Source organism: Sphaerochaeta associata (genome assembly GCF_022869165.1).
In the GTDB taxonomy this organism is placed as follows: Bacteria; Spirochaetota; Spirochaetia; order Sphaerochaetales; family Sphaerochaetaceae; genus Sphaerochaeta; species Sphaerochaeta associata.
The window spans coordinates 271,124-294,069 of record NZ_CP094929.1; the positions used below are offsets into that span (position 1 = coordinate 271,124).

The window sequence follows — 22,946 nt, forward strand, 5'->3', positions numbered from 1 at the left end:
GCTCTGATTTCTTTCAAACTTGCTGTGTCCCTTGTGTTTCCCTGTGCCCCATGGTAGAACGTGTTCAGGGTGAGTGTATGTTGTATAGGAGAAAAGTGTTTCTCAATCTAGTCCTCAGACATAAGAAGCCCCTATCTCTGGTTAGGCTTCAAGCCCTGATGTTTCTACTCGTTAAATCAACGGGGAATGCATACTACGACTTTATTCCCCATACCTATGGATGCTATTCAATAAGTCTCTATAACGACCAGGAAGCTTTGACGAAACAGGATGTTGTGATTGAAGCAAGAGGGGATTCCCCATTCAACTCATTCCTTTCTGTCGACAACCAGCGGGTTGAACTGGATTCGATACTCCTCAAGGACGAAGATTCCCCACTACTTGATAAGCTTATCTGTGACAGCGAACATCAAAGTGATGACGATTTACTTGAAAGAGTGTTAAAGGCCTATCCTTTTTATGCAATCAGAAGCTTACTTCTTGATAGATTCTCTTCCGATCAGGTTTTTATAAGCAAAATCCAAACAATCAGGGATCACGTTACGAGTGCTCCCCGGTACCTATACACAATCGGATACGAGGGATTATCTATTGATGGATTTCTCCAATCATTGATTCTCCAGAATATTAAAACTCTTGTTGATGTCAGAAAAAGTGCATTCTCCATGAGGCCAGAGTTCAGGAAAAAGAATCTCGAAGCAGCTCTTATGGAGGCAGGTATACAGTACTACCCTATGCCAGAAGTAGGGATACCAGCCTCCAATAGAAAAGAGTTGTTGCCATCAGGAAGAAGATGTGATTTATTTAAGTGGTACTCAGAGAATACGCTGCCTCTCTGTGAGAGGTATGCGTCTGTTGTTGCCAGATTAGTATCTAGGGAAAATATTGCTCTCATGTGTTACGAAAAAGACCCTAAGGATTGCCACAGATCTTTATTTGCAGAGTATTGCCAACGAGTGCAACCCTCTATTCCAGGGATTAAACACTTAGGAGAAGCTGGGGTTTATACCAGTTCCAATGTATCCAACACCTGGAGTATTTAATTGCCCTCGATTTGCTCCCGTGTAAAACTTTCAGACTTCACCATGCAATCACTCCTTAACCAACGATTCTATCGTTGTCTGGTCCCTAAGGAATCCAAACACAGCTTTCGCTTTATTCCTTCTGCGCGCATACCGCCGCATTGAGACCTGGTCAATGCGGTATCTTAAGAGCATCAACCCAAGAGGGGAAGGAAGGTCAGCCTGAACGAGCAGGCCGTCAATGCCTACATCGACAGCTACAGCGGGTTCTGGATCATCCTCACCAATGCACAGAAAGATGCATCGAAGGCACTGGAGCACTACAACCGCAGGTGCGACACCGAGTTCCACTTCGACGACATGAAGAACCTCTTGGACTGCAACAGGCTCAACGTGCACACAGAGAAGACCATGAAGGGCAGGCTTTTCGTCAACTTCATCACCCTCATCCTGCTCAACGACCTGAGGGGCAAGGTCTCGGCCATCAAGCCCAGGGACAGGAAGTACTGGGATTTCAAGGACATGTTGAACAAGGTGTCCACCTATTCCAGAATCCACTTCACCGGCACCTACAAGGACCTGTGGACGGTGCCGACCAAGGCCCAGAGGCTGATCTTCAACCTCTTAAAGATAGAGTACCATTGGAAGGGAAAGATAGTGAATCTTGAGAAGCCAATAGAGCCTGAAGATAATGGCGAACAGGAAGACGAGGAGCCCTAGATATAATTAGGTCGGGAATTTGAGAAAGACTGTTCATTTCAAGTTGCCTGTGGCATACGATGGGAAATCGGTATATGAGTCTTGGACACCAAAATCAACAACCGATGAGACATTGGTCCTTTTAAGCAGTGATTAGGTCGATGGCTATTTCAATAGTGATTGGGATGTTTAAGAGCTTGTAATTCCTGTCATACATGGTGCTTATAATGAAATCAAGGTTTTTGCCAGGGTTAGAGGTCTCTTCCCTTTACATTGCCCAAGGTAAGAAAAAAGCTGGAATTCGCGAATGGGAGAGCTATCCAGCATACATGCCTTTACTGCTACTGAAGAGTGGCAATAAGGTAGCAAATAAAAGTAGAAAAAAGAGTAGCAGAAACGCTGAGATATGGAGTACTCCGGGAAAGCTGATGATTGGAGAGCGGCCATGAAAAATCTCGGAACAGAGACCGAAACCCTCGAATTTAAGAAGACAACTGGTGAACTTAAAGAGGGCATCATATCACTTTCTTCGATGCTGAATAAAAACGGACACGGGGTATTATACTTTGGTGTGAAAGACAGCGGTGATGTTGGGGGACAGCAGCTCGGAGATAGAACGCTGCGTGAAATATCCCAGGCAATTGCGAACTTTGTTAAACCGCAGATTATTCCGTCGATTTCTTCGGAACTTATTGATGGGAAAAATGTAATCAAAGTCGAGGTCCAAGGCTCTGATAAGCCATACTCTGCCTATGGAAGATATTATATGCGGTCCGCAGATGAAGACAGAGAGCTCAGTCCAACAGAGCTGAAGAAACTAATGAATCAAAAAACGGCTGCAGATCCAATAACGATCATGGAAGCTCCGGCTCAAGATCTTTCGTTTACCAAACTGAGGATATCTTTCGTTTCTTCCGGTTTAACCGTTGACCAGGAAACCTTTGAGAATAATACCGGGCTGAAAACAAGTTCTGGAAAATACAATCTCATGGCATACCTTCTGGCGGATGTGAATGACATTTCCATAAAAGTCGTTACTTTCGCAGGGAAGGATAAGACAAATATCATCAAAAGGAATGAGTATGGAGGCACCTGTCTTGTGACTTCCATGGACAAAGTACTTGATTATATGGATTCGATTAATGAAACAAGAGTCACTATGGGAAACCACAAAAGGGAAGAGGAAAAGCTATTCGATGCGGCTAGTTTCAAAGAAGCCTGGCAGAACGCATGTCTGCATACAAAATGGGAAAAAGGCAACCCGCCCGCAGTATGTGTTTTTTCAGACAGAATAGAAATAATATCTACCGGAGGACTTCCGGCTGATCTGACTAAGGATGAATTTTTCAAGGGGATCAGTAAGCCGGTCAATGCTAAACTACAAAAGATATTCGGGCAGCTTGGGTATGTAGAACAGACAGGACATGGTGTGCCTTTGATCATCAGCAGTTATGGACGACAGGCATTTGATATCATGGAAAATTTTGTCAATGTTGCCATACCGTTCAATTACCAAAAAGGCATTTCAGAAGAGATATTGAAAGGTATCAAAATTATCCTGACCCAGGCTGAAAAAGCAGTGATTGAAGAGATCAACAATAATCCTCATATCACGATTCGTGAGCTTGTTACGGCTACTGGATATTCGGATGGATATGTAAGGAAAATCCTTACTCAGCTGAAGGGGAAAGGTGTCGTACAAAGGCAAGGCGGGAGAAAAGCAGGAACCTGGATTGTCATGAATGAGTGATTTGAGATAGAACTCGCTTGCCCAAAGAAAACGACGTCGGGACAGTAGTTTTGATGACAAAGATTTGAAACAGCCGGTATTCTCATTGTTTTCTCTATAGAAAGGATGGAGACAAGGAAAAGGCGAGTGACCATTCGCTCTACAAGGTGCTGTATGATGAGTCAAATCTTATCCGGAAAAGACGGGATGACATGCTAGCCTGAAGACTCTCAAATTCCCGTCTCAGTTATATCTGGGGAATGGATAATTCTTTTAAATAGTTGCAGATAATGTATAGGGTATACCCCAATAAAATCACCTGCTTGTTCCTTGGAAGGTTGTTCCAGCCTAGAGACACACTCCCTGGAATGCCGTCCCTCTTGCAGTAATGCTCTGAAGTTCTGGAAGTGCTTCTCTCAATGCTTGAATGAACAGAGGTCGTACGAGTGGATTTTGTTTGGTTCTGAAAAGAAAACGAGAGGTCTCTCGGCCATTTTTTGCTCCTGTTACATCTATGAATTTTAATGCATGGATAGAGAAGAGTCCTGGTTCAGTCGGAACTTGGTAAGGGCCTTGGTGTCAGTAATAAAACCTTTCAAGATATATTGGCGATAGATGGAGAGAGCGAACTCTTCAACTTCGGCATAGCTCCTTCCTAGCAACCGCTTCGCCAGGTTGCTTAGCTGAATGTTGAAGGAAAACCTCATTCTCTTCTCAAAGGAGGTCAACCAGCACTGGATATCATCGATTGATGGTTTGCCAAGCTCAATTTTTACCTGAAACCTTCTCCATGCAGCAATATCAAGCAATGCTTCATGATTGGTAGCGGCAATGACGACAACATAACTGGGTAAGGCGTCTATATTCATAAGCAGGGAGCTTACCACCCGTTTGATCTCTCCGGTCTCATGGCGGTCTCCCCGTTCTTTACCTAGAGTCTCGAACTCATCAAAGAACAACACACATTGCCTTGTTTTCGCGTATTCAAATAGTTTTGCAAGATTGGAGGCAGTCTCGCCGAGATATGCTCCGATGAGAGTATCGTACGTAACCATATACAAGGGGACCATCAACGCATTGGCAATCGCCTCGGCAAGCGAAGTTTTTCCATTTCCAGGAGGCCCATAAAGAAGGATTTTGTTACGTGGTTCAATGCCATATGAGCGTAACAACTCCGATCGCATCTGCTCCTCTATAACCTCAGTGCAAATTTTGACTGTTGTTTCAGTAAGTACCAGTTGAGTGAGACGCTTGCTTGGGTTGATCTCTTGATACAAAGAAGCTCCATTCAGTGTTCTTAAACCGAACGGTTTGGGTGCAACTTCCCTTGTTTCAAGGGACTGTGAATCCTGCTCCAACAATTCTTCCAGTTTTTTTGCGAGTATCACATGCTGTTTTGCGCGTTCCTCAGCACAAATAGCTTCTGCTGCCAAACGAAAACTGGCTTTTTCTCCAGCTAACCCATGTTGTATTAATTCGTAGAGCAAGTCTGCTCGCGCCATTCAATCCTCCACAACTATGTGACCAGCACTCGTGTATTAGAGCTGCTTCAGGAATGCTTCCTGAATGAAGTTACTCTCACAGAAATCATAGAACATTCTCTGTGCAAGAGGGCTTGGTAGTACTTTTGCATTCTCCCATCTATTGATAGTTGCAAAACTCACATGTAATGCGTCGGCAAGTTGCTTCTGGCTCAATTGCAAAGTGGTCCTTACATGTTTTACCTGATGATGGAATTCCATAATTTTTCCCCTATTATAACATCTGCTAGGTACAAGTATAACACATGTCATACTATAGGAGGTAGTTCTTTCAATGAAATTGTATAGAGGATATAACCCTGAGCATTCTTTGCTATCAAGTACCAACCAACGATTCTATCGTTGTCTGGTTCCTAAGGAATCCAAACACAGCTTTCGCTTTATTTCTTCTTCGTGCGTACCGCCGCATTGAGATCTGGTCAATGCGGTATCTACAGAACATTATCTCGATTGCAGAAGGAAAATCACCTTTGGAGAGCATCAAGTTCTTTTTTGCAAACAGATCAACAATCAATTTCTCCAAAGGTACCTGATACGGCTCACCGTCTGACTTGGGAGCCTCCGTAATAAGTGGGTCGATGATGATTCCGTCATCGATGCCATAGTGCAGTAGCTCTTGAGCTTTGGGTCTCAGCAGTACCCTGCCTGGTAATTCCTCTGCAAGCGCGGAGAACACAAAATCACAACCGTCCTTCTCCACTTCAAGAAATATCTGATTGCGTGCAATCAGGTGATTGAAGAATTCATTCAACCATGAGAGTTCCCACACCCGAAAGGAAATCAGGGGAAACTGCTCTTGCATGTACTTGATCACCTGCAGGGCAGCATTGGAATATACTCCGGTAAAGACGCTTTTCTGCGGCTCCTTCTCAACTTTCTTGTATTGGTTGCGACCAACGCGAAGCATCAGATTGGAACCAAGCAGGGTTCCCATCAAGTGTCTGAGTTGAGTCTCCTTGAAAGAGGCATCAATAGTACGAGCCGCATCCAGGATTTCCTGTCTTGAGAAGGGACCTTCAGGCAGTGAATGAATAATTGCATCTTTTCTCATAGGTTTAGCCTCCTCAGCCTTTTCGGCAATTTTTCGATATTTTGCCGTTCTGGCTGAATCAGTATAATAAACAAACTCATTAATGTCATCAGCCACTTCGGCAAATATTGAGTATTTTGCCGATATGGCTGATTACATCCCGAATGAATTCACTGATGTTCTTCTTTTCATCAGCCATGTAGTACGGAGGCTGATTTTGTAATCAATGTATGTGCTTGTAGAGGATCTTGCTGTAGTGGTGCATGGCGAAAACCATAGTTGAGTTGAAGACAACACAACAAAGCTCATGAGTCTGCATGGAAGAATCACCTTGCTCCAAAGGAGCCTATGAGAACTTGGTAATGGCCAGCAAACACGCACCATCCAACGCCGTCCCCCTTGCCTTGATGATCCGAAGCTCAGGAAGGACTTTTTTCAGTTCCTCTTCAAACAGCGGTCTTACCACCGGGTCCTTTTCCAGTACTCCACCAGCCAGCACCAGCTCCTTGGCAGTAATGGCAGGGTTCTGTACCGACACTACCAAGGCCACCAACTCCTTGGCTGCACACAGGAGAATGTCGTTTGCCAAAGCGTCGCCCTCCTTGGCAAACACCGTCACCAAGGGTGCCAGCTTGGCAATATCGGCCTTGGTGGCCTGGTGGTGTACATAGGCGATGAGGTCCTCTGCCTTGGAGAGGGAGCAGCCTTCCAGCAGCGAAGGGAGCATATGGGTGTTCAAGTCCCTGCCCTCCAAAGAGCGCAGTGAACGCCTCAGGGCCTGGTGTGCAATCCAATAGGCGGAGCCTTCGTCGCCGAGCATGTAGCCGTATCCGCCGGCGCGCTTAAGAGAGCCATCGGAGCTTCTGCTCAGGGCGAGGCTTCCTGTCCCGCTGATCAGCGCATAGCCTTCCAGGCCTGCAAGGCCTCCCACCAACAGAATTTCTCCGTCACTGCAGAGGTACACCGGTACTGAAGGCAGCAGGGAGGAGAGCATGTCTCTGAAAAGGACTTTCTCCCGTTCTCTTCCCAGCCCGGCCGAACCGATGCATCCACCAGCAAAAAGGAAGTACTGCTCAACCTGTGAGAACAAGGCCTTCAGGTTTAGGGAAACCTGATCAGGCTTGCCGGTATAGAGGTTGGTGGCTCCGCCATACACCTCTTCTACAACCTTGCCTGTCCTATCACACACAGCCAGACGGCTTTGGGTCCCTCCACCGTCCAGACCGAAGAAGTAGTTGCTCACACGCTCACCCCTTTCTTGTCCAGCGCCCGGTTTATGCTTCCATCACTCTCATCCAAAAGTCTTCTTGCCTCAGGGGCATCGACTTTGAGCATGTGCATCAATGATGCAATGCGGATGTTGCCCTTGCTCAGCTTGTAAAGCTCCTCGGCTTCGGCTCTGGTGCAGCCGGTCACCTCGATAATGAGGCGTTTGGCCCGGTCGACAAGCTTTGCATTCAGCGGAAGCAAATCCACCATGAGGTTGTTATACACCTTGCCGATACGAATCATGCTGGCGGTGGTGATCATATTCAGCACGAGTTTCTGAGCGGTACCTGACTTCATACGCGTCGAACCGGTGATGATCTCCGCCCCCACCGCCACATGGATTTTATGGTCGGCATGGTCGAACACCTTCGAGTGTTCGTTGCAGCTGATCGCTCCCACCTTGGCCCCAATACTCTGAGCCCAGGCCATGGCCCCGATCACATAGGGAGCCTGGCCGCTGGCGGTGATGCCCACCAGCACATCATCCTTGGTGAAGGAGCGTGCCTGAAGCTCGGCTACTCCTGCCGTTGGATTGTCCTCCGCCGACTCTATCGCATTGGTAAGGGCCGGCAGGCCCCCTGCGATGATGCCCTGCACCATCGTAGGAGGAACCCCGAAGGTGGGAGGACACTCGGAGGCATCGAGCACACCAAGCCTTCCCGACGTACCGGCACCGATATAAAAGAGCCTGCCGCCTTTCTTGAACGAGACCACGACATCGTCGACAAGGTTGGCGATGACCGGAAGACACGCTTCAACCGCAAGAGGAACTTTTCGGTCCTCCTCGTTGATGATGGACAGGATTTCGAGGGTGGACTTGGTATCGATACGGTAGGAAGCCGGGTTTCGTTGTTCGGTGGTGGGCAGTGATGATTGCAAGGTTTTCTCTCCTATTTTACCGCGCCTGCGGTCATTCCCTTGTATCTCCTTTTGTGTAATAAGTAGCCTCGTGTAAATTGTTACCCTGCTCCAAACTGTTGTCAAGGAAAATCAAAAATGAATTCCAAGAAATTAATTTCAATACTAAAAAATTATTTCATTTATTATTAGACCTAATTATGCTATGCTTTGGGTATGAGTGGATGCCTTTATTTAATCAAGCAGTTTCTTCCCAATCTGGCACCGAGTGAACGCAAGGTGGCTGACTTCCTGTTGGCCAACCCGACGCAGGCTGTCTCCATGGGCGTACAGGATGTGGCCAAGGCCACCGGTTCCAGTGCAGCGGCATGCATCCGGTTTGCAAGCCGCCTGGGCTTTGCCGGATATACCGAGCTTCGCATGGCCTTGGCCAAGGAAGTGTTCTCCTCCGAACGTGTGGCGGAGGAGCAGAAGGTAAGGGAAGTAACTGAGAAAACCAGTGCAGGGGAGCTTGTCCACTTGGTCGTAGGCAGTACGTGTGAGAGCTTGAGGGGTCTTGAGAGTGTCATCGATCCCAAAGCCGTGGAAGCTTCGGTGGAAGCGATCCTTCATGCTTCGCACCTTCTGATCAGCGGAGTCGGGGCTAGCGGAGTTGTTGCCATAGACCTGCAGCAAAAGCTCGCACGATTAGGGCTGAAGGCGGTCTTCACCGCCGACAGTGACATGCAGATTGTAGAAGCGTGTGCCTTGTGCAAGCAGGACGTACTCATTGCCATCTCCTACTCAGGGGAGACCAGCAGTGTGCTCAAGGTTGCGCGGGAAGCTAAGAAGAACGAGGCTACTGTAATTGCCATCACCCGTATCGGGGGCAACTCGCTGACCAAGCTTGCCGATATTACGCTGAATGTCGTGAACAGCGAGTCGCTCTTCCGTGAGGGTGCAACCCTCTCACGCCTGGGACAACTCTTGGTGGTCGACTTCATCTACACGATGATCTTGGCCCGTTGCCAGAAGCAGATAGAGCCGCTGCTCAAGCGTAGCTGGGAAGCAGTGGCGCATGTGTCGGGGTGAAAGCGATTCATAGTATATTACACTGATACAGATACCTCACTTGTCAGCCTGATGTTGTCATGCCAGAAATTATTGAGATCTAAGGCTTGTGTGACAGCATCATATACAGCGACTTGCTTTTCCGGGTCTCTGATTGTCATGACTAAACACAATTCCTGGGAGAGGTTTCTTGACTCAAAAGCAGCTTTCTGTTCAGTATGGTTTCTATAGAGTCCTTTCAACTGTAAATACCACAGCTTCTCTTGAGTAAGATACTTATGCTTGTTTGTATCGGACATGTCATCGAAATCAACAGCGTATTTTTTAACTGGATAATACTTGTCGGCATACTTGATCAGTAAACGTTCTTTAAGTGCAAAACTGTCCTGATTACTCCGCATTTTGGTCCTACTATACATGGTGTCTACCAATAAATTTTGAGCCCCAGCATGTCCAACTGGATTCAGTATAGTTGGTTTGCTAATATCTCTGCTTGCTTTCTCGTCGTAGGATCCGAATTTTATATCAATATTTGACTGGCAATATTCTGGCCCTTGTGTTGCATCAAGAATTGGTTCGTATACCAATGTTGCGATAACTTGTCCGGTATACAACCCATCCCGTATCAATCCCTGAGGCATTGGGAAATCCATGATATCAATAAAATGCCTCTTATAAAGAGTTTCTCGAAGAATGAGGGTTACCTCATATGGGTCATTAAATAGTATTTCTTGGATGTTTTTGGGGACACCAAATCCTAATTGTTTGCTACGTTCAGTCTCAGGAATCTTTAAATTCTTAGAATACGATGCAGAATGTATAATCAGGGCTTTGAGAAGTAAAGGATCAAATTCACTATCTAGCTTTTGATATAACCCAGTTGCTAATGATGCTATGCGTGGAGTTGAAAAACTTGTTCCACAATCAGTAGCTAAATTGCCTTTTGCCGTAAACGATGTAACTCCAGTTGTGGAAAGCTTTCCATTGGGGAAAATACCGGCATTTCCTCCATAATGAGATACTTCAGGCTTGATTATGAATTCTGGGCCTGGACCAATACGCGTAAATGGGGAAGGATTATCAATGTCAGAAATGTCATGAAGTCCTTTCTTGTGAGCCAGAGAGCCAACAACTAACGATCGGACAGAATCCGCTCCTTCATAGATTCTTCCCTTTGGTTTACCATGCAAGAAATTATCACAATTTCCTGTGGATTTGCAAATGAGAATATTGTATCTATCTTGAAGATTGTCGAGAGCAAGTGCAAAATCAGAAAACCTATTGTCCTTAACCGGATGTGTGATGCTTATCGAGATGTTCCATATTTTTACATCGGTTTGGTTGGCTGTAATAGCTTCTTGAATATTGTGGATTAATTCATCTTCCTCGAGCCCTTCTTTGGAAGTATCCGGGACTACAGTAGCATCAAAGAGCTTGATGCCTGAATGTCCTATCCAATCATGTTCTTCACAAGTGTCACCATAAAGAGCTATTCCTGCAATAAATGTCCCATGATCTTTATTGATTGCAGACGATGGGTATGGACTCCAACTTTTTTCTGATAACCAGGGAGCTATATGCGGGATACCGGCGATTCCACTATCCAGAATCCCTAAAGTTTTATAATTAACATCAGGTTTTGGTGTTAGGATAGCAATGTCACTATCTTGGCTCAATGAATCGAGAGAAATTGTGTATCGGGGCATAGGCTCAATTGAGAATATCATGTCGTATGTATCATCGTGCTGGAAGGAATCCAGTACTGTTGATGCAATGTTCCCTACTTTATATATCGGTAGCTGGCTTGTATACAACGTTTTATTAAATTCAATGGAACTTGTTTGAAGAGTCTGTTCAAATTGTCTTTGTATGGCCAGATTCAGTTCATAATCTTGATAATCGATCAGCTTGACTTTATAGGAGCACGAAGATTCTTCTTCCGATTTATACAGTATAGGGGAAAAATCTAAAAAGGATTCGATGCAAGAAAGGGCTCTGCGGTTACTTTGGTAGTCGTTAATTTTACTCTGAATGGTCCTGTCATGGTCGGAAGAATCCAGCTTTACTAAAAGCTTGTCGGTATCAACAAGACCGATAATGCTGTTCTTACGTTCATCCTGAAATAAATCGACTATGTATGCACGTCTGGATTTTGCAGTTGCTTTCTCGAATAATTTTACCAAAAACACAAAGGGAACAGTTGATTGATCCTTCATACGCTTACTGAATTGGTTGGAGAAGCTTTGAAATTCAGTGAGCAATTTTTTTGAATGAGGGATAAGCATTTCGTCGGGTAAAAGCCATTTTGGAGGAGTATTATCTCCTCTCCCTTCCGTGCGTTGCTCATCGATTTTCCTATGCGAGAAGCGAATAATCGGCAGTTTCTCTGGTTTCATGATTTAACACTCCTTCTTTTTGAAACATTCTGGATTGTTCTTAATGGGATATTGGCTTCCTCGTTGATCTCCCTGTGAGTTGCTCCATGCTCAAGGAGAAAGTCGATAAAACCATGCTCATCCTCGATTGCATGGTAGGTATGGAAGTAAATCTGCTTGAGGACGTCACAACTAGATAAGCATGACCTATCACTCAGAATCATATGTTTCAGAGCCATGTGAATAATCGTTTTGATTTCTGAATGACTGAATCCTTGGAGAGCAGACACGATGGCTTCCTTCTTTTTGGGGTTCTGCATAAAGTTGGTTTCCTTGGTCTCAAGCAGAGCCTTCAGTAATGATGCTATCTCTTCCTTCTGTGGCCTTCCCAAGGTAATAACCGTTGAAAACCTTCTCCATATGGCGCTATCCAACATTTCATGATGGTTTGTAGCAGCGATTAAGATACTGTTATTGCTGAACATGTCAATATTTTGGATGAGACTGTTGACGACCCGTTTCAGTTCCCCAAGTTCATTCTTATCGTCTCGCAGTTTTGCGATGACATCGAATTCATCAAGGAATAGGATGCAATCTCTCTGTGAGGCATAGTCGAATAGTTTCCTGATATTCTTTGCTGTACTGCCCAGCAATGAGGAGACAAGTCCATCCAGTCGAGCAGTAACCAAAGGAAGAGATGTGATGCTGGATATATAATGAGCCATAGTAGTCTTCCCACAACCCGGGGGGCCATACAGTAAAAGTGAATTTGGAACATCGAGCCCGGCTTTCAATAGAGCATCCCTGGACCTGTAGCTTGCAATAAAGGTATCCATTGCCTCCTTTGCATATGTGTTGAGTATCATCTGTTCTGGTAGTCCGGTGGGCATCGTTATCTCAACAATATCCATCCGACTTTCAGTATCTACCGGCTTTGTTGAGAAGCTGTCGAGTGTCGTAAAGGTACCTTGTTTCTTTTGTAGTATTGTCTCAATCCTGTGTGCAATCGACGCATCGCCGCTTTGCTTTAGGTTGTTTGCCAGAACATTGGCATAATTGATAATTTTCTCTCTATCGTTTGCCAAGCCGCCTTCAATGATCTTGATGATTTCTGTATACATAGTATTTCTCACTTGTCGATTCTATGCATACGCTACCAGACAATGGAAGTGAAAGCAATGGTATTGTTATTAAAATACAGATAAGCGTTGGCAAGTATCAATTAAGCGTTATTAAAACTGCAATACGTGATTACATGGTTATCAGAGACTGAAGACTCTCACCGAGCATCCAGTCCAGCACTGGGGCTTCTGTATTCCTTTCTCAAACGACCCCTCTTAGTATAGATTCCTGCATCCTGAAGGAACTTGCGGGCTTTCTCCTTGGAAGTAATGACACTTGCCATATAGGATTCGAACTCTGCAATGAATGAAGTAATTGCCTTCTCGTCCATAGATTAACCCCCTCTTGGACTCACCCCATACCAAGTATACAGCATTCCATAAACCAAATTGCAGCTGATCCTGTTGAGAACCATGAATGCCCTACGTTTACAATGCCATTCATGCCACGTAAGGGGAGAATTACGCCATATTACTTTCATCAAGAAGATTTTTTTGGCTAAATCAATTCTGTTTGGGTTCTTCTATTTTTTTCATGGGGCAACCCTACCACCATCTCATTCTGTTCGGACTTTTTTGTTTTTTACGTGGGGTCAATCCTACCGCCACTGACTGCATACATTGTATCGGGTATAATCAACCAAGAGTCAAGGCTTTGATGGTTTCAATATCGCCTTGAACAGCTGGAGCTGGTGGGAAAAGCATGCTGTTATGAATGTCTGATCATTGTCCAAAGATAGGTGGACGTGGACAATGAGTGATGTGTACGGTAAGCAGCATGCAGAACCAAAAAGCGGAAAGAAGAGAGCAATCTTGAATGTAGTAGTACGAACATGGGGTGATGGCTTAGGCCTACAAATTCCTTCTGCATTCATTGAAGCCATGGACTTGCACGATGGCTCACTTGTCGAGGTATCCCTGAATGTAGAAGGACTCCTGATTACGAAGAGCCGCCAGGAGCAATTGGAAGAACTAATAACTCGCATTACGCCACAAAACATGCATGGCGAGCACTTTTTTGGAACAATCGGCAAGGAAGTCTGATTGATTTCAAGCAGTGATGAACGGGCACGAGTTTAATACGAAAGGCCGGTTTCTTATACAAGACGGAGGCGTCTTTTATACAAACCTGCCGTTTCTTATAAAACTCAATTGCTCAGTAGCCCTGCCATACCCCTTTGGTCTATCATAGGGTGTTGTCTGCATGCTCTTTCGAGCGAAAGGGCAGCAGGATGAGACTGAGGAGGCGAGGCTGTCGCCGATGGCCGAGCCGACGAAACATGAAGAAAGGAAAGGTATGGCAGCAAACAATGTCCTGGTAGTCAGCGCCCATGCAGCAGACTACTGTACCCGAAGCGGGGGAACAATACTCAACTTAGTGCAACAAGGCTTTAGCGTACACGTCCTGGCTCTTACCTGCGGAGTCCGCGGTGAGTCGGGCGGATATTGGAAGAATAATCCAGAGGGGAGTTATGAAGCTTGTTCAGAGCTCCGAAAGAGAGAATCCACAGAAGCAGCAAAAACCTTAGGAGCCACCATTGAGTTTCTTGACTGGGACGACTACCCCTTGGTGATCGATGTCGAGCGTACGCGCTATCTCATAAAACGGGTGCTTCAGATCAGGCCCGAGATTATTCTCACCCATTGGACGGTCGACCCCACCAACCCCGACCATGCCAATACTGGCAACGCCGTGGTAATGGCCTGCAACAGTGCATCACAGCTCGGTGCTCTGCCAGGTACCCCGGCCCATTACTACCCGAACATCTACTTCTTCGAGCCTACGGTTCCCATGAGTGAGTTCAACAAGTTCGACCCTGACTTCTATGTCGACATCTCTGCCAACCAAGAGAAGAAAATGCAGGCCATAGCAAAGTTCGGCTGCCAGCCTCAGCTGGGAGACTTCTATGTGCATTTTGCCAAGCACCGTGCCTTCCAGGCACGCATCTGGACAAAGCTGAACATTGAGTACGCAGAGGGCTTCAAGCGCTTTGTGCCGTATGTAGGGAAGGGATTACCCATCACTGTGCGGTCATGAACGCAATTTCTTCTGCTCATACAGGTCTTGGTCGGCTTCGTCGATCAAGTCCTGTAGAGTCTTTCCCTTCTCCCACATTGCCGTCCCGATGCTCACCGACACCCGGTATCCATGCAGCTCATCGATGGTAAGCGCCTCGATCTCCTCATGAATCGCAGCTCTGGACAACTCAACAGTGGATGGTGATGCATTTACAAGCAGGATTGCGAATTCGTCACCTCCATAACGGAAGCAGCCTCTTGGCGACTCCATGGCTGCAGCCAAAGCCCCGGCAATGTGCTTCAGCACAGCATCGCCGGCAGGGTGGCCGAACGTGTCATTGATCTGCTTGAATCTGTTTACATCGATCATCAGCAGCGCAAAAGCTCTGTTGGAGTGCTGCGCATCGCGAAACAGAGCTTCCACGGTATGGCTGAACGAGCGTTTATTGCCCAGCTTGGTCAAATAATCGGTTGCTGACTTCTTATGAATCGCCACAATCACATAGTAGAGGATGACCGTCATACTGAGAATGAAGAACGTGAAGCAGAAGACCCGTGGGCTGTAAAGACTATTATTTTTATAGAGGCTTCGAGCGAAAACGGTGAGTAGCAAGGCCGAGGAGGAGAAGATATCTACGATATCTGATCCGACGAGAACGTAGCTACCCGACGTTTGTGCCGAAGAAAATGAAAGAAATGGGATTTTCAGCCCACTTGAATCCACGAGACACGGGCCGACCTGATGGAGAAGAAGTCTGCATCGTAGTCGACGCCGACCCATCCTACCAATATGTTGTCGCGTGGGTCGACAATGGGAGCGTACCCGGTCAGGTATGCTCCCCAGACGGGGTCCTCCACAATGCCGCTCGCACCCACCTGTGCTGTTTGGTACACCTGCAGTTCCGCATCGTTCAATCCATCCCGGCTGCCGAAGGGAGAGAAGAATTCGCTGTCAGGACACTCTCCGTCCAGTACGTATGCCTTGTTCTGCTCGTCGATGTACCTTGCCGTGAAGATGTAGGAGGTATCGGTCTGTTTCCTGATCGCCCTCAAGACTGAATTAGTCTCGAGGTAATACAGGTAGGAGGGATCGTCGATACGTAGGGAAGAAGACTCTGAAAGCATGCGGTAGGACTCAATTTCCTGCACCAGGAACGAAGCTATACTGACTGCGATATCAGTCGCCTTGCTCTGTGTCTCTTCAATGAGAATTTTCTTTACATTCTCAAACACATAGTATGCTGGAGGTGGCGTGGTCCTCCCAAAGACGATCAGCCGAAACAGCCCAGTCCTTGCTTGCTTGGTCGCACTTGGCAGTCAGGTCATCCACCGACTCGACAGAGGCGAGGTCGGTGGAAACCGCACCGCTGGCATGGACCATCTCTCTCAATTGCTCGGGGTTGTCCAGAAGCGGGCAGGGGCGGAGAGGGTTATTGTTGAACGGTTGCCGCTCTTTGTACTGTTGGAACAACGGGCGTTTGAAGGCATCCAGAAGACTGGTCGTGTAGATGTTGCTGTCGCTGTAGTGGATGAACGCACACGGTTCGATATCGCCCTGTGCGTTGATATGCACATAGCACCTGCCGCCGGCAATGCAACCGTCGACATACTCACCGTCGTTCCAGAAGTCCATCGTAAAGATGGGTTTTGATTTCCGAAAAGAGCGTACTTGCTGGTACATGAAGGCACGTTGCCCGGCAGAAACCATAAGCGATGGTACCGCATCCCTACCTATGGGGATGTAGGTGAAGAACCAGGCAAACTTCGCCCCTAGTTCGAGCATGGAGTCGATGAATGCCTCGCTCCCGATCGTCTGTACATTCTGTGACGTGTAGCAGCAACTGATGCCGTAGAGCAGCTTGTAACGCTTGAGTATCGACATTGCCTTGATTGCCTTGGCGTAGGTTCCTTTACCCCTGCGCTCATCGGTTGCCGCCTCATCCCCCTCGATGCTGATTGCAACAGAGAGATTCTTCACCCGCAGCATCGCCGAGGCGAACGCCTCATCGATCAAGGTGCCGTTGGTGAATGCCAGGAAGCAACAGTCGGGGTGTGCTTCGCACAGGGCGATGATGTCGCTTTTGCGCATCAGCGGTTCGCCGCCGCTGAACAGGTACATAAACGTGCCAAGGTTCTTGCCTTCCTCCATCAATGCGTCAAGGATTTCATAGGAGAGATAGGTGCCCTTCTCATAGTCGGCCGCCCAGCACCCGGTGCAATGAAGGTTGCAACTTGTCGTTGGGTCCACCAGTATCGCCCAGGGAAGGTTGCACTAGTGTTCCTCCCTTAAAAGCCGTTGATCCTCCCTTCCTTTGAGCAGGGAGTTGAGAAAAAAGGTTTGAAAGAAGGTGAAGCGGACCTCGCTGTCGACGTCCTCCCAGATTGCAAGCAAGTAGCGATACCACGTATTTGAAGGGTCGCGGAGTATTGTACGGATGAAATCCCTGCCGCTCTTATAGGAATCCTTGGTATCGAGGACATCGAAGAGCTTGAGCAGTTTGGGAAGCCCTGCCTCAGGATTCTCCTGCAGGCATTTGTATGCCATGACGGCCAGGTGCTGTGCTGCTTTCTGCTTTGCTTTGTTGACCATGTTCTGTACTCCTGTATTCACCATGCTGCCGTGGTACGGACTTTTCCATGGTCAAAAGAGGACAACTGTCCCAAAATGGGACAGCCTCACTGCATTGGAGGAGGATCGAGCAGTTGTTGGATGCGAACCGACAGTACTTCTGCAACGCTGATGAGCTCGGAGAGGAACGCCTGTGGCTTCTCCGGTGGCGTGCGTCTGAGCCACAAGTACACAGCAGAAAGAAATGACTGGCTGACCATGCTTGCAGCATCGTCGGTATTGAGGATGGATTTCTGCGATGTTGCCAGGGTCCGCTTGATCAGGGGTTGGATTTGTTGGCACAGGTAATCGTAGAACGTACCGCTGCCGCTTGCATGCAAGGCATTGAGGATGAACATGCGGTTCTCATACAGGTAGGTGCAGAAAGCAAGGCTGAGCTGGGTGTGTACGGTAGTCTGCTTTGTCTCAAGCAAGGTGTCGCCGATTTCCTGGGCAAAAATCCAATTGACCAGTTGGTACTTGTCCTGGAAATGGTAGTAGAAGCTCTTGCGGTTCAGGCCGCATCGCTGACAAATCTCGGCGATGGAGATTTTCTCTATCGTCGTGGTTTGCAGCAGCTCCTTCAGCGCCGCTGCCAATGCTCGTTTGGTAATCACAGAATTAGACATGTGTCTAGTATACTCATAGAATCGAACATCGTGAAATATTCTGCATATCCCGGCTATGATTGGGTTTTTCGTGGCTGTCAAACATATGACATATCAAGATTGTAATCCCTATATTTTTCGATTGATATACCTTGCATAGTAGGGATAAAAAGATGTTAGTCTAGAATTGTGATACTAAGATGACATAAGTTACGCATAAGATTTACCTTGTAATTCTTTGAAGAAATAAGATAATTGACCAATTTGTCTTATTTTTGTGCAAGTAATAGTATCCTATTTGGAAAAATATATTTTAGTGTTGACATAAGACTGTTGTGATACTACTATGCCATAAGTTGAACGCTACCAGCAGGGAGGGCCGGCACATGCAGACAATACATTCAGCACACTATCTTCAGCCTACGGCACTGCTGGATTTCGACAACATTGCCATACGGCACCTGCTCCACCAGAGAGGGTGGGCAAACCTGGAGTCGGTCTACGATCGTGTTGAAGCCGTTTATCAGTATGTAAAAGATGAGGTGCTCTACGGCTACTGCCCTGATTTTCAAATTCCTGCTTCCAAGGTCCTGAAACAGGGTATGGGAAGCAATCTGGACAAGACCATCCTCCTGATGGCGCTGTTGCGTGCATTAGGTATCCCTTGCCGGGTGCAAGCCGACCTAATCGACAAGGTCATTCATCGCGGCCTGCTTGGCTGGCTCGCTTACAAGCTGTGTCCCCCCGATATCTACCATACTGCAATGCAGATGTTCTACAATGGTCGTTGGTTGACCATCGAAGGGTATGCGGTCGACCGTTTCTACTTAGGCGAATTGCAGGCGATGTTTCCCGACTACAGCGGGAGTTTCTACGGGTACGGCATAGCCGTGCTGAACTTCCGCAATCCTCCCACCAGGTGGGAAGGAGGACAAACCTCCATCCAGGCCAAGGCCTTTGTCTGTGAGCTTGGTCTCTTCGATGACCCTGACACACTCTTCCAAGCCCATCCTGAAATCCACAAACGCTCCCGGACAAGGCTCTACCAGAGAGTTCTCAGACCCCGTTTGAACAAGCGTATTGCAGCGCTGAGGGGAAATCGGACGCCTCTTGCAAGCGGGTTCGTTGAACCACGATTACAAGAACTTTCAGATTTGAAGAGAAGCTGAACGCTTCAGTCATTGAATAAGTAGTAATCCAAACCAGTGGGCTGTATGGCATCTATACTTCCTACATCTACTGCTTTGTCACGACAAGTGATTGGTGAACAACACTGAAGCCGGTCATGCTCTGAGGAAATCAATGCGGACCACTTCTCCAGTCTTAGGGTCCTGACGGTATACCGAAGGGCCTTCTTCGTCATAGCCGTACCATAGTAATCGGGTGTAGGACGCGATTTTGGGATTGTCCGGGAGATGAAAAATCCGGCAATAGTCAAAAGGGGCTTCCAGCTTGACGCGAACATCGTAGTGTAACATTGCAATCCTAATCCTTGTGGTCAATCGACTGCACACTCTTCCTGCAAGGAATGAAGGCGATGGAAATGAGTGGGGTTGCTTCCCTGCTCTCCAAACTCCGAAACTCTTGCATCCATAGCCGTACCGTGTCGACACGCTCACTCGTAGGGTAGCGGAAAAAGAGGTTTTACACCTGTAGGAATTTCCTTACTTCATATGCCATGAGGGAATAGGCTGACAAGGACCAGATTGTCATGGAGGGGAATCCGGGAACAGGAAAGAGAGTCGGGTTGTTTGGGGGATGCAGGTGTCCGACGAACATGAATGAGCATGCCTGCTTTATGAATCTTTCCTGTTCTATGGACCTGTTGCTTTGTTGCGACATCTGGTTCCCACGTGTGTAGAAACAGGTCATGGGTAAAAATGAAGCAAGTCATTAACTTGTAGTGACAAGAAGAAACTCTGGACGCACCCCCGTGTCTTTCCTCTGCCAAGAGCATTGAATAACCACGAGTTGAAAGGGTAAAGAAGCGTTAAAAAATTATAGAAAAAGAACATAAATGCTTTTATGGAAGTAATTGAAGGCAACCTGAAGGCCAAAACCTCCGGTTGCGCGAGTGTATGATTCCTGTTGACTTCCTCTTGGTAGGATGATGTATTGATACTACAAGTTAAAAGGAGATCTTATGAAAAAGGTACTTGGAATACTGGTATTGAGTCTTGTAGTTGTCGGCAGCCTGTTTGCCGGAGGGCAGACAGAGGCAGCTGCACAGGCGTACAAGGATACAACCGGCAAAACGGTTTCCATCGTGATTCAGGGAAGAGCGAACTATCGCAGCGCCTACAACACCACCCTGCTTGCAGGCAGCAAGGACTTTGTGGTCTGTAAATCCTATTTCTTTCATTTCCTTCGGCTCAAATGCCAGGTAGCTGCGTTCTCGTCGGCTCGGATGTCGGTGACAGCTTCTCCTCCTCGGCCTTGCTCCCCACCGTTTTTACTCGAAGCCAATCTACAAGTACTATTCTTTGGAGCCCACTAGTATGGAAAAAACAACATCGCAACGACTTTTCTCCTGGTTCGATGACCGGATCCACATTGTTTTCATCATTCCTGCCATGGCAGTATTGCTTGGCTTGGTGGTGTATCCGCTCTTCTTCAACGTAAACCTCAGCCTGCACAAGGTGAATATGCTCAACTTCACCTCCAGCAATTGGAAGTTTGTCGGACTGGACAATTTCATCAAGACGTTGGGGGACAAGACGGTCACCGATGCACTGGTCTGAACGTTTGTCTTCATGCTGGTCACCGTCACCGGCCAGCTGGTATTGGGCATGATCGGTGCCCTCACCCTGAACACCGCCCTGAAGGGCAGGGGCCTTCTGACGGTGGTCGTCCTCATTCCGATGATGATGACCCCCGTGGCGGTAGGCCTGTTCTGGCGGATGCTGCTGAACAACCAGTGGGGGATCATCAACTACTTCCTCAGCCTCTTCGGCATCGATGCAATTCCCTGGCTGAGCCAATCGACGTTCGCCTTCATATCGGTGTGCATGGTACAGATCTGGTGGGGGGTGAGCTTTGTAATGCTGGTGCTGCTCGGAGGCCTGAGTGCACTGCCTCCCGAGCCCTTTGAGGCTGCCCAGGTCGATGGGGCAGGGCGCTGGCGCTCCTTCACCCTCATCACGCTGCCGTCGCTGAGCCCGGTCATTTCGATCGTGGTCATGCTCAGGGCGATTGACGCCTTCCGTGAGTTCGACATCATCTACACCCTCACCCAAGGGGGACCCGGGGTGTCCACGCGGGTGTTCTCATTGCAGCTGTACTTGACCTCGTTCGAGAGTCAGGACTTCAGTACGGGTGCCGCCCAGGCGCTCATACTGACCACCATCACGCTCCTGCTTGCAAGCAGGTTGATCCGTTCCATGTCGGGGGAAAGCAATGGTTAATTTGGAAATCGGCAAATCACGGTACAAGCATGTGCCGGCTTATATTGTAGCTGCCTTCATTGTGTTCATGCTCGCCCTCCCTCCCTTCTGGATGATCCTCACCTCCATCAAGACAGGGCGCGATGTCTTCTCGATCCCCCCGAAGTGGCTCTTCATCCCGAGCTTGGAGAATTACAAGGTAATCTTCTCCTCCTCAGCGTTCTCCAAGGTGGTGCTCAATACCGTCATCGTAGCCTCGTTTGCAACGGTCATCACCCAGCTGTTCGGCTCCATGGCGGCCTTCAGCATCTCCCGCTACCACACCGGCGGCAAGCCGATGTTGTACGGTACGCTCATCATGCGCGTTCTGCCGCCGGTGGTCATCGCTCTTCCCCTGTTCATTATGTTTGCAAAGCTGGGGATCATCGACACCATTGAAGGCCTCATCCTGGCCTATGTGGGATTCCTGCTTCCCAATACCATCTGGCTCTTGATCTCCTTCTTCGACGGGATTCCCAAGAGCATCGAGGAGGCGGCCCGCATAGACGGGTGTTCCAACCTCTACTCCTTCTTGCACATCTCCCTGCCTCTGGCCCGGTCGGGAATGATCGTGACCAGTGTGTACAACATCACCGGAGCATGGAACCACTTCTTCTACGCCCTGATCCTGGCTCCGACCAAGACGCGGGTGCTTTCGGTGGAAGCCTCCCAGTACGTCGGTGAGTACGTGGTGCACTGGGGGCAGATCGCCGCCATCGCATCGGTGCTCATCCTCCCCCCGGCCATCCTGATTTTCATCATCCAGAAGCACCTCGTCGGTGGACTGACCTTGGGAGGTGTGAAAGGGTAGGTAAGAGGGCTGTTAAGTAAATTACTTGAAAGAGATGATCTTGATCACAAACTCGAACTTGTCGGCTCGCATCACCGTATGGGCGAACTCAAAAGGGGTGCCCCCGATCAGCGAGGTCGATTCGGTCCTGCAGCATACCGCCCCCTTCTCCAATCCGATGAGGTGTGCATCCTCACTGTTGTACTCACCGACGGTGAGGATGATGGGGCTGGGATTGGGTTCCTGCAGGAAGGCATCACGCATGTACGAGTAGATGGAGAAGTTGTCGTCCAGGGACTCCTGCAGGAGCCTGCTGCCATACTCCCACTTGATGTGGGACCACGTGATGGCGATGGGGTTGCCGTCGATGATGCGCAGGCGCTTGATGAAGACCACCTTGGAGAGTTCGGGAATCCCAAGCTTCTCCGCCACGCTGAGGTCGGCGTTCACCGTCCTGAGCTGGAGGATTTTGGAGGAGTGGGAGACCGACTTGTTGGACGTGATGCTGCCAAAGAAGGTATTGGAGGCGCTCAGGTCCTGTACGAGTTTCTTGGGGGAGACGAAGGTGCCCTTGCCTTGCTGGCGATGGATGTACGACTCGTTCTGGAGGATCTGCAGTGCTGCGATGACGGTGGTCCGGCTCACCTTGTACAGGTCGCAGAGTTCTGCTTCGGAGGGGACGGTGTCGCCGGGTTTCAGCTCATTGTTCTGAATCATTTTCTTGATTTTCTCAGCAATCTGGTACTTGAGGGGGATGGTCCCACTGGTCATATTTCGTCCTCCAACAAGTAAAAATCATACTGTA

27 protein-coding genes are annotated in these 22,946 nt (G+C 48.0%); 11 read left to right on the top strand and 16 right to left on the bottom strand.

What is annotated here, in order from left to right:
* The first annotated feature begins 50 nt into the window (after positions 1-50).
* Positions 51-1,043: a DUF488 domain-containing protein gene (locus MUG09_RS01250; protein ID WP_244772766.1), complete on the top strand. Its 993-nt coding sequence runs from the start codon at positions 51-53 to the stop codon at positions 1,041-1,043.
* A 48-nt stretch (positions 1,044-1,091) separates the two neighbouring features.
* Here MUG09_RS01250 and MUG09_RS01255 read toward each other — a convergent pair whose 3' ends face one another.
* Positions 1,092-1,421 (bottom strand): hypothetical protein, encoded by a 330-nt coding sequence (locus tag MUG09_RS01255; protein WP_244772767.1) that lies wholly within the window; start codon positions 1,419-1,421, stop codon positions 1,092-1,094.
* Here MUG09_RS01255 and MUG09_RS01260 point away from each other — a divergent pair.
* A complete protein-coding gene (locus MUG09_RS01260; RefSeq protein ID WP_244772768.1) occupies positions 1,416-1,742 on the top strand; it encodes a hypothetical protein in 327 nt (108 codons plus the stop codon). The genes MUG09_RS01255 and MUG09_RS01260 overlap by 6 nt on opposite strands.
* A gap of 424 nt (positions 1,743-2,166) precedes the next feature.
* Positions 2,167-3,471 (top strand): RNA-binding domain-containing protein, encoded by a 1,305-nt coding sequence (locus MUG09_RS01265; protein WP_244772769.1) that lies wholly within the window; start codon positions 2,167-2,169, stop codon positions 3,469-3,471.
* A 500-nt stretch (positions 3,472-3,971) separates the two neighbouring features.
* On the opposite strand, the gene MUG09_RS01270 is transcribed toward MUG09_RS01265, so the two are convergent.
* The 5 genes from MUG09_RS01270 to murQ all read right to left on the bottom strand — a co-directional run bounded on the left by MUG09_RS01270 (position 3,972) and on the right by murQ (position 8,169).
* Positions 3,972-4,952 carry an AAA family ATPase gene (locus tag MUG09_RS01270; protein WP_244772770.1) on the bottom strand — a complete coding sequence of 327 codons (981 nt, stop codon included), beginning with the start codon at positions 4,950-4,952 and terminating at the stop codon, positions 3,972-3,974.
* Between the two features lie 36 nt (positions 4,953-4,988).
* Positions 4,989-5,243, bottom strand: coding sequence for a helix-turn-helix domain-containing protein (locus tag MUG09_RS16520; protein ID WP_342345924.1), 255 nt, complete (start codon positions 5,241-5,243; stop codon positions 4,989-4,991).
* Positions 5,244-5,307: 64 nt separating this feature from the next.
* The gene (locus MUG09_RS01275; protein ID WP_244772771.1) at positions 5,308-6,042 is read right to left on the bottom strand and encodes a DUF6577 family protein; all 735 of its coding nucleotides are present in this window, start codon (positions 6,040-6,042) and stop codon (positions 5,308-5,310) included.
* Positions 6,043-6,367: 325 nt separating this feature from the next.
* Complete coding sequence (locus tag MUG09_RS01280; RefSeq protein ID WP_244772772.1) at positions 6,368-7,264, bottom strand: N-acetylglucosamine kinase; 897 nt, start codon at positions 7,262-7,264, stop codon at positions 6,368-6,370.
* A complete protein-coding gene (murQ, locus tag MUG09_RS01285; protein ID WP_244772773.1) occupies positions 7,261-8,169 on the bottom strand; it encodes an N-acetylmuramic acid 6-phosphate etherase in 909 nt (302 codons plus the stop codon). Before murQ ends, MUG09_RS01280 begins: the two co-directional genes overlap by 4 nt.
* 195 nt (positions 8,170-8,364) lie before the next feature.
* On the opposite strand from murQ, the gene MUG09_RS01290 reads away from it, so the two are divergent.
* Positions 8,365-9,219 carry a MurR/RpiR family transcriptional regulator gene (locus tag MUG09_RS01290; RefSeq protein WP_244772774.1) on the top strand — a complete coding sequence of 285 codons (855 nt, stop codon included), beginning with the start codon at positions 8,365-8,367 and terminating at the stop codon, positions 9,217-9,219.
* A gap of 17 nt (positions 9,220-9,236) precedes the next feature.
* Here the strand turns inward: MUG09_RS01290 and MUG09_RS01295 are convergent, their stop codons facing one another.
* From MUG09_RS01295 to MUG09_RS01305, 3 genes are all read right to left on the bottom strand, one after another.
* Positions 9,237-11,594, bottom strand: coding sequence for a S8 family peptidase (locus tag MUG09_RS01295; RefSeq protein WP_244772775.1), 2,358 nt, complete (start codon positions 11,592-11,594; stop codon positions 9,237-9,239).
* On the bottom strand, positions 11,591-12,694 hold the full coding sequence (locus MUG09_RS01300; protein WP_244772776.1) for an AAA family ATPase: 1,104 nt from the start codon (positions 12,692-12,694) through the stop codon (positions 11,591-11,593). Before MUG09_RS01300 ends, MUG09_RS01295 begins: the two co-directional genes overlap by 4 nt.
* A 158-nt stretch (positions 12,695-12,852) precedes the next feature.
* Positions 12,853-13,026 (bottom strand): hypothetical protein, encoded by a 174-nt coding sequence (locus tag MUG09_RS01305; RefSeq protein WP_244772777.1) that lies wholly within the window; start codon positions 13,024-13,026, stop codon positions 12,853-12,855.
* A 421-nt stretch (positions 13,027-13,447) separates the two neighbouring features.
* Between MUG09_RS01305 and MUG09_RS01310 the strand changes: the two genes are divergently transcribed.
* Positions 13,448-13,738 (top strand): AbrB/MazE/SpoVT family DNA-binding domain-containing protein, encoded by a 291-nt coding sequence (locus MUG09_RS01310; protein ID WP_244772778.1) that lies wholly within the window; start codon positions 13,448-13,450, stop codon positions 13,736-13,738.
* Between the two features lie 160 nt (positions 13,739-13,898).
* On the top strand, positions 13,899-14,732 hold the full coding sequence (locus tag MUG09_RS01315) for a PIG-L deacetylase family protein (RefSeq protein WP_244772779.1): 834 nt from the start codon (positions 13,899-13,901) through the stop codon (positions 14,730-14,732).
* On the opposite strand, the gene MUG09_RS01320 is transcribed toward MUG09_RS01315, so the two are convergent.
* From MUG09_RS01320 to MUG09_RS01340, 5 genes are all read right to left on the bottom strand, one after another.
* Entirely contained in the window at positions 14,727-15,236 is a 510-nt protein-coding gene (locus MUG09_RS01320) for a GGDEF domain-containing protein (protein WP_244772780.1), read from the bottom strand. The two genes, MUG09_RS01315 and MUG09_RS01320, sit on opposite strands and share 6 nt — an antisense overlap.
* A 182-nt stretch (positions 15,237-15,418) precedes the next feature.
* Positions 15,419-15,946, bottom strand: coding sequence for a hypothetical protein (locus MUG09_RS01325; RefSeq protein WP_244772781.1), 528 nt, complete (start codon positions 15,944-15,946; stop codon positions 15,419-15,421).
* Entirely contained in the window at positions 15,939-16,961 is a 1,023-nt protein-coding gene (locus MUG09_RS01330; protein ID WP_244772782.1) for a radical SAM protein, read from the bottom strand. The genes MUG09_RS01325 and MUG09_RS01330 overlap by 8 nt, the downstream gene beginning before the upstream one ends.
* 24 nt (positions 16,962-16,985) lie before the next feature.
* Entirely contained in the window at positions 16,986-17,303 is a 318-nt protein-coding gene (locus MUG09_RS01335) for a hypothetical protein (protein WP_244772783.1), read from the bottom strand.
* Between the two features lie 86 nt (positions 17,304-17,389).
* The gene (locus tag MUG09_RS01340; RefSeq protein WP_244772784.1) at positions 17,390-17,950 is read right to left on the bottom strand and encodes a TetR/AcrR family transcriptional regulator C-terminal domain-containing protein; all 561 of its coding nucleotides are present in this window, start codon (positions 17,948-17,950) and stop codon (positions 17,390-17,392) included.
* Between the two features lie 365 nt (positions 17,951-18,315).
* On the opposite strand from MUG09_RS01340, the gene MUG09_RS01345 reads away from it, so the two are divergent.
* Positions 18,316-19,098 carry a transglutaminase domain-containing protein gene (locus MUG09_RS01345; protein ID WP_244772785.1) on the top strand — a complete coding sequence of 261 codons (783 nt, stop codon included), beginning with the start codon at positions 18,316-18,318 and terminating at the stop codon, positions 19,096-19,098.
* Positions 19,099-19,212: 114 nt separating this feature from the next.
* Here the strand turns inward: MUG09_RS01345 and MUG09_RS01350 are convergent, their stop codons facing one another.
* Positions 19,213-19,407 carry a hypothetical protein gene (locus tag MUG09_RS01350; RefSeq protein WP_244772786.1) on the bottom strand — a complete coding sequence of 65 codons (195 nt, stop codon included), beginning with the start codon at positions 19,405-19,407 and terminating at the stop codon, positions 19,213-19,215.
* Positions 19,408-20,072: 665 nt separating this feature from the next.
* Here MUG09_RS01350 and MUG09_RS01355 point away from each other — a divergent pair.
* From MUG09_RS01355 to MUG09_RS01370, 4 genes are read left to right on the top strand one after another with little or no spacing between them, the layout of a single operon-like run.
* The gene (locus MUG09_RS01355) at positions 20,073-20,426 is read left to right on the top strand and encodes a hypothetical protein (protein WP_244772787.1); all 354 of its coding nucleotides are present in this window, start codon (positions 20,073-20,075) and stop codon (positions 20,424-20,426) included.
* Between the two features lies 1 nt (position 20,427).
* Positions 20,428-20,670, top strand: coding sequence for a hypothetical protein (locus MUG09_RS01360; RefSeq protein ID WP_244772788.1), 243 nt, complete (start codon positions 20,428-20,430; stop codon positions 20,668-20,670).
* A 12-nt stretch (positions 20,671-20,682) separates the two neighbouring features.
* Positions 20,683-21,333: a carbohydrate ABC transporter permease gene (locus tag MUG09_RS01365; protein ID WP_244772789.1), complete on the top strand. Its 651-nt coding sequence runs from the start codon at positions 20,683-20,685 to the stop codon at positions 21,331-21,333.
* Positions 21,326-22,162, top strand: a complete 837-nt coding sequence (locus MUG09_RS01370; RefSeq protein ID WP_244772790.1) for a carbohydrate ABC transporter permease — start codon at positions 21,326-21,328, stop codon at positions 22,160-22,162. The genes MUG09_RS01365 and MUG09_RS01370 overlap by 8 nt, the downstream gene beginning before the upstream one ends.
* Before the next feature lie 21 nt (positions 22,163-22,183).
* On the opposite strand, the gene MUG09_RS01375 is transcribed toward MUG09_RS01370, so the two are convergent.
* The gene (locus tag MUG09_RS01375) at positions 22,184-22,912 is read right to left on the bottom strand and encodes a GntR family transcriptional regulator (RefSeq protein WP_244772791.1); all 729 of its coding nucleotides are present in this window, start codon (positions 22,910-22,912) and stop codon (positions 22,184-22,186) included.
* Between the last annotated feature and the right edge of the window lie 34 nt (positions 22,913-22,946).